At 74.8% G+C, this 17,479-nt stretch carries 11 protein-coding genes; 4 read left to right on the forward strand and 7 right to left on the reverse strand.

Annotated elements, in window-relative coordinates:
- Positions 1-17: 17 nt before the first annotated feature.
- From ACFC0B_RS06960 to ACFC0B_RS06970, 3 genes are all read right to left on the reverse strand, one after another.
- Complete coding sequence (locus ACFC0B_RS06960) at positions 18-2,297, reverse strand: hypothetical protein (protein ID WP_376083313.1); 2,280 nt, start codon at positions 2,295-2,297, stop codon at positions 18-20.
- Positions 2,298-2,304: 7 nt separating this feature from the next.
- Complete coding sequence (locus tag ACFC0B_RS06965) at positions 2,305-5,493, reverse strand: DUF6603 domain-containing protein (RefSeq protein ID WP_376083315.1); 3,189 nt, start codon at positions 5,491-5,493, stop codon at positions 2,305-2,307.
- A gap of 606 nt (positions 5,494-6,099) precedes the next feature.
- On the reverse strand, positions 6,100-6,327 hold the full coding sequence (locus ACFC0B_RS06970) for a hypothetical protein (RefSeq protein WP_376083318.1): 228 nt from the start codon (positions 6,325-6,327) through the stop codon (positions 6,100-6,102).
- A gap of 465 nt (positions 6,328-6,792) precedes the next feature.
- Between ACFC0B_RS06970 and ACFC0B_RS06975 the strand changes: the two genes are divergently transcribed.
- The 4 genes from ACFC0B_RS06975 (at position 6,793) to ACFC0B_RS06990 (ending at position 13,090) form a co-directional block, all read left to right on the forward strand.
- Complete coding sequence (locus ACFC0B_RS06975) at positions 6,793-6,996, forward strand: cold-shock protein (RefSeq protein WP_344640564.1); 204 nt, start codon at positions 6,793-6,795, stop codon at positions 6,994-6,996.
- A 372-nt stretch (positions 6,997-7,368) separates the two neighbouring features.
- A complete protein-coding gene (locus tag ACFC0B_RS06980; protein ID WP_376083321.1) occupies positions 7,369-8,886 on the forward strand; it encodes a DEAD/DEAH box helicase in 1,518 nt (505 codons plus the stop codon).
- 305 nt (positions 8,887-9,191) lie between these two features.
- Entirely contained in the window at positions 9,192-10,265 is a 1,074-nt protein-coding gene (locus ACFC0B_RS06985) for a peptidase (RefSeq protein ID WP_376083324.1), read from the forward strand.
- Between the two features lie 476 nt (positions 10,266-10,741).
- Positions 10,742-13,090 carry an FdhF/YdeP family oxidoreductase gene (locus ACFC0B_RS06990; protein ID WP_376083327.1) on the forward strand — a complete coding sequence of 783 codons (2,349 nt, stop codon included), beginning with the start codon at positions 10,742-10,744 and terminating at the stop codon, positions 13,088-13,090.
- A 7-nt stretch (positions 13,091-13,097) separates the two neighbouring features.
- On the opposite strand, the gene ACFC0B_RS06995 is transcribed toward ACFC0B_RS06990, so the two are convergent.
- The 4 genes from ACFC0B_RS06995 to ACFC0B_RS07010 all read right to left on the reverse strand — a co-directional run bounded on the left by ACFC0B_RS06995 (position 13,098) and on the right by ACFC0B_RS07010 (position 17,417).
- A complete protein-coding gene (locus tag ACFC0B_RS06995; RefSeq protein ID WP_376083330.1) occupies positions 13,098-14,861 on the reverse strand; it encodes an FUSC family protein in 1,764 nt (587 codons plus the stop codon).
- A gap of 103 nt (positions 14,862-14,964) precedes the next feature.
- Positions 14,965-15,135 (reverse strand): hypothetical protein, encoded by a 171-nt coding sequence (locus tag ACFC0B_RS07000; RefSeq protein ID WP_376083332.1) that lies wholly within the window; start codon positions 15,133-15,135, stop codon positions 14,965-14,967.
- A 504-nt stretch (positions 15,136-15,639) separates the two neighbouring features.
- Positions 15,640-16,320: an ABC transporter ATP-binding protein gene (locus ACFC0B_RS07005; protein ID WP_376083335.1), complete on the reverse strand. Its 681-nt coding sequence runs from the start codon at positions 16,318-16,320 to the stop codon at positions 15,640-15,642.
- Positions 16,317-17,417, reverse strand: a complete 1,101-nt coding sequence (locus tag ACFC0B_RS07010; RefSeq protein ID WP_376083338.1) for an ABC transporter permease — start codon at positions 17,415-17,417, stop codon at positions 16,317-16,319. The genes ACFC0B_RS07005 and ACFC0B_RS07010 overlap by 4 nt, the downstream gene beginning before the upstream one ends.
- Positions 17,418-17,479: the final 62 nt, after the last annotated feature.

The raw sequence follows: 17,479 nt of genomic DNA on the forward strand, positions 1-17,479 counted from the left end.
CGGGATCGCCGGCTTCGTCAGGTTCGCCGGAAGGTCATCTGCTGGGCCGCCTTGACCATCTGGACCGCCCAGCCGGCCGAGCTCAGCCCGCCGTCCTGGGCGTGGCCGCCGAGGGCGGTGGTGATCGCCTCGCCGATCCCGGTGACGTCCAGCACCCGCGAGCGCGGGCGCAGGTAGGTGCCGCTGACGTCGGTCAGCCGGACTCCCGGAAGGGTGGCGCCGATGTCGTCCTTGAGGTCGCGCAGGTGCAGGACGTCGCCGTCCTGGATGCCGAAGTGCAGCCCCTGCGGCGGCTCCGCCACCACGAGCCGGTCCACGATGCCGTCGGCCAGCACCAGCAGCACGTCCTCGCCCAGGACGTCGGCGCGCAGCACCGTCAGTTCGTCCTCCCCGCCGTACAGGTGCATCCGCAGCGCCGGCCAGCCGGGCACCAGGGAGGAGCGGACCAGGAAGCCCGAGATGCGGTCGGGCAGGTCGGTGAAGACCTCGTGCAGCAGGGTGGTGAGGTCGCTGTCCAGGCTCCCGGCGACGCCGATGCTCAACGCCCCGTCGACCAGGGCCTGCTGCCAGGCGCGGTCGACGTAGCAGAAGCGCAGGCTCTCGTTGGGCAGCAGCTCCTGACGCGGCACCAGCTGCTCCAGCGGCACCGGGTGGAGCAGGGCCAGGCGGTCCAGCCAGTCCAGCACCGGGACCGCCGCGTCGGCGGTGGCCGCGCGCAGGGCTTCGCGGGCCTCGGGCTGCACCAACTGGGCGCGCAGCCACGGCGCGGCGGCCTGCGGTGGCGGGGTCGGCCGCGCTTCGGCCGGCCGGCGGTCGGCGGCGGCCCGGTCCAACGGGCGTGCCAGTGCGGTGGTGAGGGTGCCGGACAGCCCGCCCAGGACGCTCGCCTCGAAGGCCTGCCGGGCCGGGCGGGCGCCGATCGCCGCGCTCGCGCTCAGCCGGCCGGTCGCGGCGCCGGTTCCGACGAGGCTGCCCCGGCCGGCCCGGCCGCGCGCGGCGAGCAGCCGGCCCGCACCGGCTCGGGCCGCGGTGCGCCAGGCCATCAGCGTGGACGGGAACCGGGGGTCGGCCAGCGCCAGGGAACGGCCGAGGTTCCAGGCCGCGGCGTAGCTGACGTCGAAGAGGCCGTGCTCCTCCAGGTAGATCAGCCGCGCGTCCGCGTTCGCGCTGTGCTCCACGGTCGGCGGGAGCGCCTGGGCGGGCAGCGGGGTGAGCGGGCCCCGGTACCAGGCGTAGCTCTGCTCGCCGGAGTCGAGCTGGTGGGCCAGCGGCGTGTAGCCCTGGGCCAGCCGGTCGCCGGCCTCGCCGGTGGCGCCGTTCGGCGGCAGTCGCAGGCCCAGCGCGGCGGCGCCGTCGGGGTCGTCGCGGCCGGGCGCGGCCAGGTTCTCGACGAGCGTGCCGAAGTGCGCCCCGGAGTCCGGCAGGGACCGGAACCTCCAGGCCCGCAGTGAGACCAGGCGCAGCGGCGCGCTCGCCACCGTGCTGCCGTCGAGGTACGCGGCGAAGCCTTCCAACGAGACCAGGTGGGCCACGTACTGGCCGCCGGCGGGGTCGGGGAAGCGGTTGCCGACGACGACGGCGTGCAGCCCCTCGTAGGAGGCGTCGTCGCGCAGCGTGTGCCACCAGCGGGGCGGGGCGGAGCGCAGGACGCCGCGCAGCGAGCGGGCCCGGGTGCGGTCGCCGCGCGAGCGCACCCCGCTGGGCTCGTCCTCGCCGCGCCGCAGGTGGACCAGCCGGCCCAGCTCCGCGGACCGCGGCGCGACATCGGCGAACCGCTGGGCGGGCACGTCGATCGTCCGGCACGCGGCGGCCAGGTCCTGTGGCGTGACGTCGGTCAGCGCGGGGGCGACGGCCTCGTCGGCCGGGGTCGCCAGCAGGTCGGCGACGGACATCGCCGTCGTGTGTCCCAGGGCGGATGGGTCGTCCGGCAGCTCGCCCTCGGCGAAGAGCAGCACCGCCAGCCACGGTACGGCCCCCCGCCCCGGGGCGGGTGCCGCACCGGTGAGGGTGCGCTCCCAGGGCAGCGGCGGGGTGTCCAGGGTGATGTGCGGCAGCAGCTGGTCGAAGGTTCCGGTGGCGCCGTCGACGGGGTACACCCCGTGCACCGCGCCGACGGGCAGCGCGAACCGCGCGGCCTGCACCTCAAGGGTGCGCACCGGCGTGTCGAAGTAGTCGCCGGTGTCCAGACCCTCGATGGTGTGGCCGACGGCGACCTGGTAGGTGCCGGCCTCCAGGGCCGGGACCAGGCAGTCGTGGAACTCCAGACCGCTTGCGGTGTCAGGATCGTGACGGATCATCGGCCACTCACTTTCCGGTCGGGACGAGGAGCGGTTCGGCGGCCAGGTCGGTGCGGGCCAGGTCGGCGTAGCCGGTCAGCGGGTCGGTGGCGTCGAGCACGTACCCGAGCGAGCCCAGCTGCGCGCGCAGCGCCTCGCGCCTCGCGGCGGTCAACGAAGCGGCGATGCCGGTCCCGGACGCGGTGATGGCCGCCACGGCCGACGTGCCGCTCTCCGGCACCGGGCCGACCGGCGCCGCACCCGGGTCGAGCGGGAGCGCGCCCGGGGGCACCAGCGGGTCCAGGTCCAGGACACCCGGCGCGACCAGCAGCTGCCCGGCGAAGGCCGGGGCCGGGACGGTGACCGACAGGCCCGTCAGCCGGCCGCTCAGCAGGCCGGTGCCGTTCAGGGAGGTCTCGCCCGGGCCCCACAGTGACTCCGGGACGTTGGAGCGCACCGGTTCGACGGTCCAGCCGGAGTGGTCGATCTCCGTGCCGTCCCGGGTGATGGTGACCGTGTGGGCGGACGTCAGGCCGCCCTGCCGCATCGGGCGGATGTGCAGCGGGTCCTCGTCCGGCGTCACGGCGGTACCGCCGAAGAGCACCCGGCTGGCGGGCACCGCCGAGGAGGTGACGAAGCTGAACCCGTGGGTGGAGGTGTACCAGGGCCCGGTCTCCGGTCCGTCGTCACCCGTCCGGGCGATGGAGGCGGGGTCGGCCGGCTGCCAGGACAGTCCGTTCACCGGATGGGCCTGCACGCTCTGCTTCCTGGGCGGCAGCTGCTGCTGGAAATCGGTCCAGGGGACGGCCGGCAGCCCGTCCGGACGGCTCTTGCCGAAACCGATCCGGAAGCTGATGAACCACAGGTGGACGGTGGCGCTACCGCCGATCGGCGGCCCCCACAGTTCCACGTCCACCCCGAGCTCCAGGCTGATCGTGATGTGGACGAACCAGATCTTGAGGGAGAACCGCACCCCGATGCTGACGCCCATGGCGAGGTCGAAGAAGAACGGCGACCACTGGACCAGCGCGTCCAGGTGCGCGGTGAACCAGGCGCGCAGCACGCCGGTGTCGAAGACCAGCGCCAGCGCGCCGCCCACCATCACCGCATGCGGGGTGACGGCCGCGTAGGCCTCGGCCGTCAGCGTGAGCGTGTTGCTGATCGACCACCTGATCCCGAGCCGGGGCACGGCGGGGTAGTGGCCAGGCTTGGCGAACGCCGGGTGGTAGCCGCCGACGGTCACCACGAAGTCCCCGGCGTACGGGCTCGGGTCCACCCAGACGCAGAGCGCGAGGCCGCCGGTGGGCTTGCAGTCCTTGTCGAGGATGTACGAGTTGTTGGTCAGTTGGGCCGTCAGCGAGAGCAGCCCCTCGCTCTGCTTGTACAGCGCCTCGGCCGCGATCTCGATCCGCGCGAGCTTCGGGTCCTTCCCCTCCTCCTTCTCCTTCGCCGTCAGCGTGGGGAAGTCGAACTCCCCCAGCCCCAGCAGGGCGATCACCAGGGACTCGCCGAACTCGACCAGCGCCATGGAACGGAAGTCGATGAACTCGAAGGACGTCCAGTGCAGGCCCGCCGCCACCCAGATCTCGCCGTCCTTGGGCGCGACCCAGGGCTTGGTTCCACCGGTGAGCCTGTCCAGCACCTTCATCGGGGTCGAGTCGTCGCCCCCGGTCAGGTTCAGCAGGGGGAAGCCGTCCACCTCGGTCAGTGCCGGGACGCGGACCTCGCTGTGGTAGCCGAAGCCCAGGGAGATGTCCTTGACCCGGAAGGGCGGCGGGCCGAAGCCCGATTCCGGTTTGCTGCCCGTGCCGAGCTGGCCGAAGAGGAAGAGCGAGAGCGTGCCGTCCGCCTTGCGGGCGTAGGAGCCGGCGATCCCGACGCTGATCACGGGCGCCGTCAGCATGCCGTCGCCGTCGAACCGCACCGGCCAGTCCGGGCTCGGGTTCGAGCGCAGCGCGCCGGACAGTGCGAGGGGGTCCGTCTTCGTGCCGATGCCCAGGCCGCCGAGCACCACGGTCGTGCCGGCGGGGCCGGCCGGTGGCACGCTGACCCCGAAGCCGCCGGCCTCGAACGTCAGCGCGTTGACGGTGACGCTGAAGTCGGCGGAGACCTGGATCGCGCCCTTGGCGTAGCCGAGGTTGATCCTCGCCAGCCGGAACCGGCCGCTGGACTCCGCCTTCGCCGGCTTGTCGGCCGCGCCGCTCGGCCCCGCGCCCTGCTGCGGGACGTCCCAGGCCTGCGAGGCCCCGCCCAGCCGGACCGTCACGGCGTCCCGGGGCTTGCCGCCCAGGTCGTAGGCCAGGGACGCCGTCACTCCGCTGTCCAGCGGGCCGTCCGGAACGGTCGGCGCGTTCCCCGCGGGGAAGTCGCTCCTGACCCCCGCGAGGACCGCGTTGAGGTCCTTCACGTCGGACGTGTCGAGCTGGTCGGGGCTGAACAGCAGGGCCACGTGCTGCATCACCAGGTCGTCGGCCGGTGGCACCAGCGCCGAGAGGACCGGCACCGAGGACAGCTCCAGCCCGAGGGCGACCTGGACCACGCCGACGTAGCGCCGGACTCCGCTGCCCCGGTCCTGGACCAGCAGTGCCCAGGCCACGGTGGCGGGCGGGCTCCCGTCGGTCAGGGCGACGCCCCCGGACAGCACCAGGGTCTTCCGGTCCGGGTCGTAGCGGGCCCAGACGTCGGTGAGGCTGATGTCCAGGTCTCCGGCCAGCGCGCAGCCGAAGGACTGCGTGACGCCGTGCAGGTCGCCGCTGCCGTCGCCGTCCACGACCAGTGGGCCGTCGGTGTCGATCGGCAGTCGGTAGGCGGTGTCGTCGAGCGTGCAGCCCAGGACCGCGCCGACGTCGCCGCCGCGCAGGGCGAACCGGGGCCGGGCGAAGCCGAAGGCGGGCAGGTGGCTGAAGTCCTCGGCCGCCGAGACCGTCCTGAAGGTCCACCCGGTGAGGGTGAACGTGATGTCGAAGTCCGCGAGTTGCTTGCCGTCGGCGTCGGCCGTGAAGGTCACCGAGACCGGCAGGCCGGTCGGGTCCGACAGCGAGGAGGTGCCCGTGACCGTGAGGTTCTCGGCGCTGGTGGTCGCCTTGTCGACCGTCAGCGCGTCGCCGAGGTGGCGCGAGATCAGCCCGGCGGCGCCGAGCTCCGCGCCGGTGATCGTGAAGGTGCCGCCCGAGCTCTCCGTCAGCCGCTGCCGCAGGTCGTCGATGCTCAGTGTCATCAGCCGATCGGCCTCCCGTCCTGATCGTGTGCCGTCCGGTTCCGGCTCCCCTGTCGCCCGATCCGTCCTCCGGAACGGGCCGCGGCGGTCCGCGCCGACGGCCCGGCGACGGGCGCGATGGCCCTGTGCGCGAGCAGCGTCGGAACACCTGTCCCGGCGCGCACAGGTTCAGCACGGGACTGACACAGCGTATCCGTAGCGTGCGCGGCCGGTTACTGTGCGCAGCAAGGTTGGCCGATATGCATCGCCTACGGCCGAGTCCCGCAGGTGTCCGGGGATACCGGTCCGCGCCTTCGGGCCGGGTGGCGTCACGGCTGTGGCGAGCCGGTGCGTGATGGCGGCGGGGACGTGTCGGCCTGGGGCGGGGCCTTGTTCAGGTGGTGGCGGTGCGGTCGGGGGCGAGCCCGGCGATGGCGGGCGGGTGCCTCGTCGGCGGGCCCGACGGGTCGGGCCTCCTCGCTCGGCCCGGGAGCGCGATCGACGACCCGGCGGCCGGGCGTGAACGCCCTCCGCTCCGACGGCCGGCCGCAGCCCGCGGGTGGCGGTGGCCGGCGTCCTCGCGGTACGGCGAGGACACCGGTGGCTGTGGCGGTTGACCGGTAGGGCTCAGAGTTTGAACATCGCGGTGTACGGGTGGGTGATGCGTTCCTGCCGTGATCCGAAGTCGACGAGCACCGCGGTGTCGCCGTCACCTTCGACGTCGACGACTCGACCGAGGCCGTACGCGTCATGGGTGACCCGGTCACCGACGGTGAAGTGCTTGGGCGGCGCCTTCACGCGGGGTTTGAAGGGGCTGGTGGGCAGTGGGCGGCGACCTGCTGCAAAATTCGTCATTCCGGCCAGTATGCGCCTGGAAGTGCGGGCGTGGGACTTTCCGGCGCGCAGGAGTCCGGGCCTGGCCGGAATACCGCACACATCGCCCGGTTCGTCCTCGCGGCCGTCGGCGGTGGGCGGGCGCGCCGTGCCCGCGATTCCCGGGGAGTCCTCGGCCCGGACGGCGGGGCGGCCGGGTGCTCAAGGGGCGTGCGCTCCAGGCGTGTTGGCGGTCCTCTCGGCTCGGATCAGCCGCTCGACGGGGCGGCGGGCGCGGAACCGGGAGCGAGGCGTCCCGCCGCAGCCGGTGGCGGCCTGCTACAGTCGGTTCAGTTGCAGTAGTGGTTCCCATGAACTTTGTGTGCGCCTGCTGATGTGTTGCAGGCGCATTTTTTGTTCCCCGGCTCTTCCCCGGTGGGCGCTCCATGCGGTGACTCGAAGCCCGCGCTGTGCGTGTTTCGGACAGTCCCTTGAAGGAGATTTTTGATGGCTAATGGCACTGTGAAGTGGTTCAACTCGGAGAAGGGCTTCGGCTTCATCGAGCAGGAGGGTGGCGGCCCCGACGTCTTCGCCCACTTCTCGAACATCAACGCCAACGGCTTCCGTGAGCTGCTTGAGGGCCAGAAGGTCGAGTTCGACGTCACGCAGGGCCAGAAGGGCCCGCAGGCCGAGAACATTCGCCCGCTGTAGTTCTTCCGCCACGGCACCCGCCCGGCAACGAGGGGCCCGCACCGCGCACATGCCCGGTGCGGGCCCCTCGGCCGTCGCGCCACGGCGCATCCCCCGACCGTTGAGGCTCCTGGCCCCGCCGTCGGCGGCCATTTCCCACGCGAGACGCACAGCGCCGCGTCCCCGATCGGCGCCCCGCCGTGCCAGCTCGCGGTCCGAGGTTCTCCGCTCCCGCCCTCCGCGGTGAGCACCGACCGCAGGTGACGTGCCGCACGGTTCCACCGGCTACGCCCCGCTCGTCACACTTCCGGCCCGTTTCCTTGCGGCCTCCGTCCGGCGCCCCGCGCCTCGGGGCCTTCCTCGTGACGTGCCGCCCCGAGGAAGGTCCTCCGCATGGCCCGCTCCAGCCGCTCCTCGTTCCACGACGCCGACTCCCGCTCCGGTGGCGGCCGCTCCCGCGGCGACCGGCCCGCCGGTGGCCGACGCCCCTCCGGCCGGAGCGCCCCCCGGGGGTCCTCCGCGCAGAGGGAGTTCGCGATGCCGGTGAGCACCACCCCGGCTCTGCCGGCCGTCGCGTCCTTCGACGAACTGGACATGCCGAAGGCGCTGCTGTCGGTGCTGACCCGGCAGGGTGTCACCGCGCCGTTCCCGATCCAGGCCGCGACGCTGCCGAACTCGCTGGCCGGCCGCGACCTCCTCGGACGGGGCCGGACCGGCTCCGGCAAGACCATCGCGTTCGGCCTCGCCGTGCTGGCGCGCACCGCCGGGCAGCGGGCCGAGCCGCGTCACCCGCTGGCCGTGGTGCTGGTTCCCACCCGCGAGCTCGCGCAGCAGGTCACCGAGGCGCTCACCCCCTACGCCCGCGCCGTGCACCTGCGGATGGTCTCCGTGGTGGGCGGCACGTCGATCAGCCGCCAGGCGTGGATGCTGAACCGCGGGGCGGAGATCGTGGTGGCCACGCCGGGCCGGCTCAAGGACCTGGTCCAGCGCGGCGACTGCCGGCTGGACCGGGTCGGCATCACGGTGCTCGACGAGGCCGACCAGATGGCCGACATGGGTTTCCTTCCCCAGGTGACCGAGCTCCTCGACCAGGTCGCCGAAGGCGGCCAGACCATGCTGTTCTCCGCCACCCTGGACCGCAACGTCGACCGCCTGGTGCGGCGCTTCCTCAAGGATCCGGTCACGCACTCGGTGGACCCGTCCGCAGGCGCGGTCAGCACCATGGAGCACCACGTGCTGCACGTGCAGAACTCCGACAAGAACGCCACGATCGCCCACATCGCGTCCCGCGACGGCAGGGTGATCATGTTCATCGACACCAAGCACGGCGCGGACCGTCTGGTGGACGACCTGCTCGCGAACGGGGTGAAGGCCGCGGCCCTGCACGGCGGCAAGTCCCAGCCGCAGCGCACCCGCACGCTGGAGCAGTTCCGCACCGGTGAGGTGACCGCGCTGATCGCGACCAACGTCGCCGCCCGCGGCATCCACGTCGACGGGCTCGACCTCGTCGTCAACGTGGACCCGCCGGGCGATCACAAGGACTACCTCCACCGGGGCGGCCGTACCGCCCGGGCCGGTGAGTCCGGCACCGTCGTCACACTGGTGCTGCCCAGCCAGCGCCGCGGGACGGCCCACATGATGACCGCGGCCGCCATCACCCCCGTCGTCACCAGGGTCAGCGCCGGCGGCGAGGACCTGGTCCGGATCACCGGTGCCCGGGTGCCCACCGGCATTCCCACCGTGATCCCCAACCCCGTCGTCGAGCGGCCGCGCCGCGGTCCGTCCGCGAGCCGGGGCCGCCGCGGACGTCCCGCCCGCACCGCCGACAACACCCGGGCCGCCTCCGGCCGCGACGGCCAGGGCTCCTCCGGCCGAGGCCGGGCGCCCAGGCGCGCCGCAACCGTCGCGTAGCACCGGCGTCGCCTGCGGAGGAGACCCTTCGGGGCGGCCTCATCCGGACCCGGAGGAGTCTTGACCCCCTTGCGGCCGCGTGGACATGATGGATCGTCATAGAGCGATTCCGTCGACGGGGGAGTCCGGTCCGAAACCGGTGCCGGTCCGCCGCGGTGGGGCCGTCGGCCCCCGGTCGGCGGCGGGGCCGGGGCTCGTCGACGGAGTGTGTCGCCCCTCCTCCCGGCGTGGTCGCGGGACCGGGGTCCCCGGGGCCGTGCCTCGCCCGGCGGACCTTCCGTGCCCGGGCCCGGAAAGGCACCCTCATGCCCCTGCGCCACCGGCTCGTCCGCCTGCTCGCGCTACCGGCGCTGGCCGCCGCCGTCCTGCCCCTCGCGACCGCCCCCGCGACCGCCGCCCCCGCGGCGGGCGGCGGTTCGGCGGCGCCGGTCGCGACCGTCACATCGCGGGAGGCCTCGGCCGGCTGGCTGGCCCGGCAACTGGTGGACGGCGACCACTTCGAGAAGGTCGTCGACGGCACCGTCCGCCCGGACCAGGACCTCACCGTCGACGCCGTCCTCGCCTTCGCCGCCGCGGCCACCGCGGACGACGCCGGTGCCCGGGCCACCGCCTGGCTGGCTCGCCCCGACATCCTCGCCGACTACCTCGGCGACGGCACCACCGAGGCCTACGCGGGCCCCACGGCGAAGCTGCTGCTGCTCGCCCAGGTCCGCGGGCTGGACCCGGCGAGCTTCGGCGGCGTCGACCTCGTCGCCCGGCTCCTCTCCCTGCTGGCCCCCAACGGCCGCTTCGTCGACCGCTCCCGGGCCGGCGACCGCAGCGACATCGCCGGCCAGTCGTTCGCCCTGATCGCCCTGTCGCGCACCGCGGCGGGCGCCCCGGCGAAAGCCCGCAGCTTCCTGAGCGCCGGCCAGTGCCCGACCGGCGGCTACCCCACCGCCTTCGGCCCGGCCACCTGCACCGGCGACCCCGACGCCACCGCGCTCGGCATCCAGGGCTACAACGCCGGCAACCCCGCCGGCTCCTCCGGGCGCGCCATGGGCTGGCTGGTCAACCAGCAGCGCCCGGACGGCGGTTTCGTGTCCCCCGGCGCCACCGAGCCGAACGCCGCGACCACCGGCCGGGCCTCCCACACCCTCTTCACCGTCGGCTCCAGCGGCGGCTACCGCGCCCTCAACTGGCTGGAGCCGCGCCAGCTGCGCTGCGGCGCCGCTCCCGAGCAGCGCGGCGCCGTCCCGTACGACTCGACCGGCTTCGACCGGGCCACCGCCCTGCGGGCCACCGTCCAGGCCACCCTGGCGTTCTCGCCCAGTCTGAAGGGATTCGCCAGGCTGAGCGCGGCCGGCGCGAAGCCGGAGTCGCCCGTCCTGTCGTGCTGAGGCCTGTCCGACCACCCGTCCCACCGCGCACCGGGTGAGCGTCCGGCGCGCCGGGGCCCACGAGGAGGAGGAAGGCGTGGGGTGGCCCGAGTGCAACCCCGCGCCTCCCGGGACCGGTGCCCGCTGCCGGGCCCGAGTGGCGGGCCCGCCTCCCGGCGGAACGCCGACGGGACGACCGCCACAGGGCCGAGCCCGGCCGGCCAGGTGTCCGTGACCCCGGACGGCACCGCGATCGAGCGGTTCGACGAGCGGCGCGGCAAGCTGTACGCCACCCGGACAGCTATGCTCCGTCACCGCACGTCGGCCGCCCAGGGCCGGCGCGCCAGGGTGGGGGGCGGGACATGTGGTCCGTCCGGGTGTCGCAGCAGGCACGATGCCCTCGCACCTGGCTTCCTGGAGTGAGGCGCAGGCCGGCGGATCCGGTGAAACGGGCCGCCGGTCGTGGCGTCGTCGCTCGAGTGCGGAAGGTGAGTGCCGTGGACACTGCTGACAATGCGGGGAAGGGGCCGGACGGCGGCGGCCCGGCGGCGGAGCGGGAACCGGGCGTCGGCGCGGAGCCGTCGCGGCCGCCGCGGTTCGCGCCGTACCGCCATCCGGCCGCCGGCTGGGGCGCGGCCAGGAGCGTGACGGAGCTCCTGCTCAAGGAACGGGCACTGGTGGACGGGCCGCGGGCGATCCTGCGGATGAACCACGAGAACGGCGGCTTCGACTGCCCCGGGTGCGCCTGGCCGGACGACTACAAGGGCCTGCACCTGGACATCTGCGAGAACGGCATCAAGCACGTCACCTGGGAGATGACCCGCAAGCGGGTGGGCCGGGAGTTCTTCGCCGCGCACACCGTCACCGAGCTCTCCGGGTGGAGCGACTTCGCGCTGGAGGACCAGGGCCGGCTCACCGAGCCGATGGTGTACGACCCGGCCTCCGACCGGTACCTGCCGATCGCCTGGCAGCAGGCGTTCGACCTGTTCGGCGAGGCGGTGCGCGCCCTGGACGATCCGGACCGGGCGGCGTTCTACACCTCCGGCCGGCTCGGCAACGAGGCGACGTTCCTGTACCAGCTGATGGCCCGCGAGCTGGGCACCAACAACCTGCCCGACTGCTCCAACATGTGCCACGAGGCGTCCGGGCGGGCCCTGCAGGCCGCGCTGGGCACCGGAAAGGGCACGGCCGACCTGAAGGACTGGGAAGCGGCCGACGCCCTGTTCATCATGGGCGTCAACGCGGCCTCCAACGCGCCCCGGATGCTCACCGCGCTGGCCGACGCCCACCGGCGCGGCGCGCAGATCGTGCACGTCAACCCGCTGGTGGAGGCGGCCGCGACCCGCACCATCGTGCCGCACGAGTTCACCGACATGGCGCTGAACAAGTCCACCAGGACCAGCACGCTCAACCTCCAGGTCCGGATCGGCGGCGACATGGCGCTGCTGCGCGGCATCGCCAAGGCCGTCCTGGAGCAGGCCGCGTCCGACCCCAAGGCCCTGGACGAGGAGTTCATCGAGCGGCACACCGACGGTTTCGACGCCTACCGCGAGCTGTGCGCGAGGACGCCGTGGGAGGAGCTGGAGCGGCAGAGCGGCCTGAGCCGTGAGCAGATCCTGCGCGCCGCCCGGGTCTACCGGGAGGCGGACCGGTCGATCTTCTCCTGGTGCCTGGGCGTCACCCAGCACGAGCACGGCGTCGACGCGATCCGCGAGATCGTCAACGTGCTGCTGCTGCGCGGCAACCTGGGCCGCGAGGGTGCCGGCCCGTCCCCGGTGCGCGGGCACTCCAACGTGCAGGGCAACCGCACCTGCGGCATCGACCACCGCCCGACGCGGGAGTTCCTGGACCGCCTCTCGGAGGTCTGCGGGATCGACGCGCCGCCCGCACACGGCAAGGACACGGTGGCGACCATCGAGGCGATGGCCCGCGGCGAGGTGACGGTGTTCGTCGGCATGGGCGGCAACTTCGCGCTCGCCGCGCCCGACACCGCCTACACGTACGAGGCGCTGCGCCGCTGCGAGCTGACGGTGCACGTCTCCACCAAGCTGAACCGAAGCCACCTGGTGCACGGGCGCCGGGCGCTGATCCTGCCGTGCCTCGGCCGCACCGAGCAGGACCACCAGCGCGGCGGCCTGCAGGCCACCTCGGTCGAGGACTCGATGAGCATGGTCCACCTGTCGGTCGGGATGAGGAAGAAGCCCGCCTCCCCGCACCTGCTGTCCGAGCCGGCCATCATTGCCGGCCTGGCCCGGGCCGCGCTGCCCGCCAGCAGCACCCCGTGGGAGTGGTACGTCGAGGACTACGACCGCATCCGCGACACCATGGCGAAGGTGCTCGACGGCTTCGAGGACTTCAACCGGCGGGTCCGCCTGCCGCTGGGCTTCAGGATCAAGCAGCCCGCCCGCGAGCTGGTCTTCCTCACCCCGTCCGGCAAGGCCGGGTTCTCCGCCGCCCCGCTGCCCGACGTGATCCCCGCCCCCGGCACCCTGGTGCTCGGCACGATGCGCTCGCACGACCAGTGGAACACCACCGTCTACTCCGACAACGACCGCTACCGGGGCGTCAAGAACCTGCGCACCCTCGTCTTCCTGAACCCCGACGACATGCGCGAACGCCGCCTGGCCGAGTTCGACCCGGTCGACATCACCGCCACCGCCCGCGACGGCTCCACCCGCTCCCTGCACGGCTACCTCGCCGTCCCCTACGACCTGCCCCGCGGCTGCGCGGCCGGCTACATGCCGGAGATGAACGTGCTCTGCGCCATCGGCGACCACTCCACCCAGAGCGACCAGCCGATCATGAAGCACCTCAAGGTCACGGTGACCCCGGCCCGCGTCGGCTGAGCCGCCGTCAGCCGCGGAGCAGACGCCCCAGCAGCAGGTAGGCGCGCTGCTCCGCGGCGGCCAGCACGGCCGGGTCCAGGTCCGCCTCCCACAGCTCGCCCGCCGCGGCGTCGGCGGCCTCGTGCAGTTCCACGACCGCGGCCGCCAGCCGCGCCGGGCCCACCGGACCGGCGGCCGGCTCCGGTGCCCGCTCGGCCTCCTCGGCGGCGGCGGTGCAGGCGGCCAGGGCCCGCTCGACCCGCACCGCGGCCCGGTCGTGCACCACCAGCAGCGCGCACAGCAGGCCGACGCCGATCCCCAGCAGGCTGCCCAGGGCCCGGTCACGCAACAGCCCCGCCGTCGCGGCCGGCGCGACCAGGTCGCTCATCAGCAGGGCCAGCGGCGTCACGAACACCACGCCCAGGCCGTAGTTGCGCACCACCAGGTACTCCAGCGCGAACTCCAGCACCACGATCACCAGCACGAGCCCGGTCGGCCCGGGCCCGGCGGTCAGCACGGCGAGGGCGAGCAGCAGGCCGGCCATGGTGCCCAGGGTCCGCTGCACCGCGCGGTGCACGGTGGTGCGGACGCTGACCGAGTGCAGCACCGCCGCCGCCGAGACCGCCGCCCAGTAGCCGTGGCCGAGCCCGAGCGCCAGCGCCAGGAAGCCGGCCGCCCCGGTGCCGAGCGCCATCCGCGCGGCCGGGACCAGGTGCACGGCCGACCGCTGCCAGGCCGTCCCGCTGCGCTCCCGCAGCTCGGCGACCCGCCGGCCGGCGGCGTCGACGGCGGACTCCCGGCCGCGCACCGCCGAGTGCGGAGCGGGCGGCCGCCCCCGGCCCGGGTCGTCCGCGAGCGGGCCCAGCAGCACGGGCGAGCGGTAGCGGCCCCCGGCCAGCAGCCCGGCCTGGCCGCGCAGTCGCCCGGCCAGGCCGGTGGCGTCCCCGGGCGGCCGCAGCGCCGAGCGGACCAGGACCGACCAGCACACGTCGGTCAGCCGCAGGCACACCCCGCCGCGGACCCCGCCGAGCGGTCCGGGCGGCGGTTCGGCGCCGAGCGAGGAGTAGGCCAGCAGCACTGCGGCGCCCGCCCGGTGCCGGACCCGGCCGTGGGCCGCGCCGCCGGGCTCCGGGCTCTCCACCAGATCGGCCACCGCGTGCAGCGCGGCCGCCGTCACCAGGCGCTGCGGCCGGTCCGGGTGCCAGAGCCGACCCGACAGCGACCACGCCCAGGCCGATACCGCGCCCACCGCCGCGGCCGCGGTCCGCGGCCCGACGTCCGCCGCCGTGGCGGCGCCGTTCGCCGCCGCGGCGAAGGCGAACAGCAGCAGCACCGCGCCCAGCCCGCCCAGCTTGGCGCGGTCGCAGCAGAACTTCGCCACCCCGGCCACCAGCGCGGTGGCCGCGATCACCACCAGGGCCCCGGTCCCGCCCTCCGCCGGCCGGGCGGCCACCGCGAGCGCCGAACCGCAGGCCACCGCGCCGGTCATCGCCAGCGCCACCACGGCCAGCACCCTCGCCCGCCGCCGGTAGGGGAGATTGCGCCCGAACGTCGTGGTGAACGCGCCGAGCATCGCGTACACCGCGAGCTCCGGCTGCCCGGCCGCGACCAGCGGCAGCGCCGGCAGCGCCATCGCCAGTGCCGCGCGGACCGCGAACCACAGCGCCCCGTCCACCCGGCCCAGCGCCAGCGCCCCCCGCGGGGACAGCGCCTGTCCCGCGCCCCGCGCCCACCGCCGAGCCCGCTCGGCGGGCAGGTGGCGGGTACGGGACACGGGACGGGAAGGGGGCATACCCCGCTGTATACCAGTCCGGCCCGGCCATCCCGGCCGTCCCGGCCACGCCCACCTGCGGGGACTGCGCGACGGGCCGGTCCGCGGGGGCGGGCGCCCCGGTCTACCGGTCGCCCTCGTCGGCCTCCTCGCCGTCGGCCGCCAGACCGACCTCCTCGCGGTCCTCCTCGGTGCGCTCCTCCAGCTCGGCCTCGTCGGGGCGCCGCGGCAGGCCGCGGCCGTGGCCGGTGTCGGGATCGCCCTCGACGTCCTTGTTCGACTTGTGGTGTGCCATGGAATCCTCCTCGGTCCTACGGCCGGTCGGCGGGGTCGGTGCTCCTGTCCTCCCATCACCGCGTCCGGTCGGGCACCCCGCAAGTCGGCGGGCGCGGCGCGCGGACCACGGGCGCGGGCGGCGACCGGCCGGGAGCCAGGGCCCCGCCGGAGCGCGCCGCCCGGCCCTCCGCACCGGCCGCGTCCGCACCGGCGTGGGCCGCGTCGGCCGGCTTGCGTCGTTCGGGTGAGCGCGGGAGGCGCCGCAGCGCACCGGGCGCGGTCTCCTGGCCGCCCCCGCCCGAGGGCGAGGGGCCCGGGAGCAGGGCCGGGCGGCGCGAGCGGGCCGGAGCGGCAGGGCGACCGGGAGCCCCCGGAAGGGGCGTGACGAGCGGGCGCGCACCGCGGAGGTGCTGCGCCGGCGGCCGCCGCCGGCGCGGCCGCCTGTCCGTCCGTGATCGGGTGTTCACCCCGCGCCGGACCGGTGTCCGTTCCGGCGGGGTGCGTTCACCCGGCCGCGGCCCGGTCAGGGGGTGGCCGGCGCCTCCGCCCGGAGGGCGGCGAGGTCGAGGACGCGGTCGGCGGCCGCTTCCGCGACCGGGTCGTGGGTGGCGACGACGGTGACGCAGCCCTGGCGGCGGGTGGTGTCGGCGAGGAGCGCGGCCAGTGCGGCGGCCTGGGTGCGGTCGACGGCGGCGGTGGGTTCGTCGACGAGCAGCAGGGCGGGTTCCAGCAGCAGGGCGCGGGCGATGGCGATGCGCTGGCGCTCGCCGCCGGAGAGGGTGTCCGCGCGGTGGTGCACACGGTGTTCGAGGCCGACGTCGGTCAGGAGTTGCCGGGCGCGCCCGCGCACGGTGCGGGCGGGCCATCCGGCGATCGAGGCGGCGGAGAGGAGCTGTTCGAGGGCGGTGAGGCCGGTGAGCAGGTTGCCGCTCTGGAAGACGTAGCCGATCTGTTCGCGGCGCAGCCGGGCCCGGGCGGAGGGGGCGAGGGCGGTGAGGTCGGCACCGTCGAGGAGGACCCGGCCGGAGTCGGGCCGCAGGAGGGTGCCGGCGACGGCGAGGAGGGTGGACTTGCCGGAACCGGAGGGGCCGGTGAGGGCGGTGAGACGGCCGGCGGGGAACTCGGCGTCCAGCGCGCGCAGCGGGGTGGTCCGGGAGTCGCCGCGGCCGAGGGTGACGGTGATGTCGTGGAGGGTGAGGCTCATCGTCCGGCTCCGAGCATGGTCATGGGGTCGACGGTGGCGACGCGGCGCAGGGTGACGGCGGCGCCGGCCAGGGCGGTGAGGACGACGGTCGCCATGGTCGTGGCGAGGGTGGTGCCGGGCAGGCTGAAGGGCACCTTGGCGCCGACGAGCAGGCCGACCGCGCCGGCCAGGGCGGCACCGAGGAGGGCGCCGGCGGTGACGACGACGGCGGCCTGGCCGAGGGTGTGGGCGAGCAGGCGCCGGCGGGAGGCGCCCATGGCGCGCAGCAGGGCGAGCTCGGGCCGGCGCTGGACGGTCCAGACGGCGAAGAAGGCGCCGACGACGAGTGGGGCGATGACGTAGAGGAAGGCCTGGATGGAGGTCATGGTGACGCGTTCGCCGGTGTAGCCGGGGGCGGCGGGGTACGCCTCCTCGACGGTCAGGGTGCGGGTGTGCAGGGCCTGGTCGGCGGTGGTGAGGTCGGCGTCGGGTCCGGCCTGGAGGGCGATGGCGGTGTACTGGGCGGGGAGCTGTGAGGTGGCGGTGGTGCCGGGGGCGGTGAAGCGGATGCGCTGCCAGGTGACGATGGGCAGGTAGGCGGCGGCGACGTGTCCGTAGGAGGAGCGGGCGGTCGTGGCGGTGACGGTGAGGGTGATGCCGAGCCGGTCGACGGTGAGGGTGTCGCCGGGGCGGACGCCCTGGTCGGCGAGCTGCCGGGAGATGACGACGGTGTCGGGCCGGTCGAGGCTGCCGGGGACGGGGTCGAGGAAGGAGCCGGGCTCGATGCCGAAGGCGGCGAAGTCGACCTCGGTGCCGCTACCGGTGGTGCCGCGGGTGATGGTGGTGCCGAGCGGGGTTGCCCGGACGCCGGGCCGGTCACGCCAGCCGTCGAGCGCGGTGTCGTCGACGAGGCTGCGGGCGAACTGGTCGGTGCCGACGCCGGGGGCGAAGGCGAGGTGGGTGGCGGGGAGGCGGCGCAGCGCGGAGACGGTGTCGTCGCCGAGGCCGGTGGTGAAGCCGGAGACCACGCCGACGAGGGCGGCGACCAGGACGACGACGCTGCCCATCAGGAGGAAGCGGCCCCGGGCCGCTTTGAGTTCGAGCAGGGCGAGAAGCACGAGGGGTGCCCTTTCCACTTCTTGGGGACTTGGTGTCCCCAAGATAGAAGATGGCGACACTG

This window comes from Kitasatospora sp. NPDC056184, from assembly GCF_042268405.1.
In the GTDB taxonomy this organism is placed as follows: Bacteria; Actinomycetota; Actinomycetes; order Streptomycetales; family Streptomycetaceae; genus Kitasatospora.

Excerpts from the sequence above, each read along its gene's own strand:
- ACFC0B_RS06960 (WP_376083313.1), bottom strand. The coding sequence starts at position 2,297 with ATGATCCGTCACGATCCTGACACCGCAAGCGGTCTGGAGTTCCACGAC.
- ACFC0B_RS06965 (WP_376083315.1), bottom strand. The coding sequence starts at position 5,493 with ATGACACTGAGCATCGACGACCTGCGGCAGCGGCTGACGGAGAGCTCG.
- ACFC0B_RS06970 (WP_376083318.1), bottom strand. The coding sequence starts at position 6,327 with ATGACGAATTTTGCAGCAGGTCGCCGCCCACTGCCCACCAGCCCCTTC.
- ACFC0B_RS06975 (WP_344640564.1), top strand. The coding sequence starts at position 6,793 with ATGGCTAATGGCACTGTGAAGTGGTTCAACTCGGAGAAGGGCTTCGGC.
- ACFC0B_RS06980 (WP_376083321.1), top strand. The coding sequence starts at position 7,369 with ATGGCCCGCTCCAGCCGCTCCTCGTTCCACGACGCCGACTCCCGCTCC.
- ACFC0B_RS06985 (WP_376083324.1), top strand. The coding sequence starts at position 9,192 with ATGCCCCTGCGCCACCGGCTCGTCCGCCTGCTCGCGCTACCGGCGCTG.
- ACFC0B_RS06995 (WP_376083330.1), bottom strand. The coding sequence starts at position 14,861 with ATGCCCCCTTCCCGTCCCGTGTCCCGTACCCGCCACCTGCCCGCCGAG.
- ACFC0B_RS07000 (WP_376083332.1), bottom strand. The coding sequence starts at position 15,135 with ATGGCACACCACAAGTCGAACAAGGACGTCGAGGGCGATCCCGACACC.
- ACFC0B_RS07005 (WP_376083335.1), bottom strand. The coding sequence starts at position 16,320 with ATGAGCCTCACCCTCCACGACATCACCGTCACCCTCGGCCGCGGCGAC.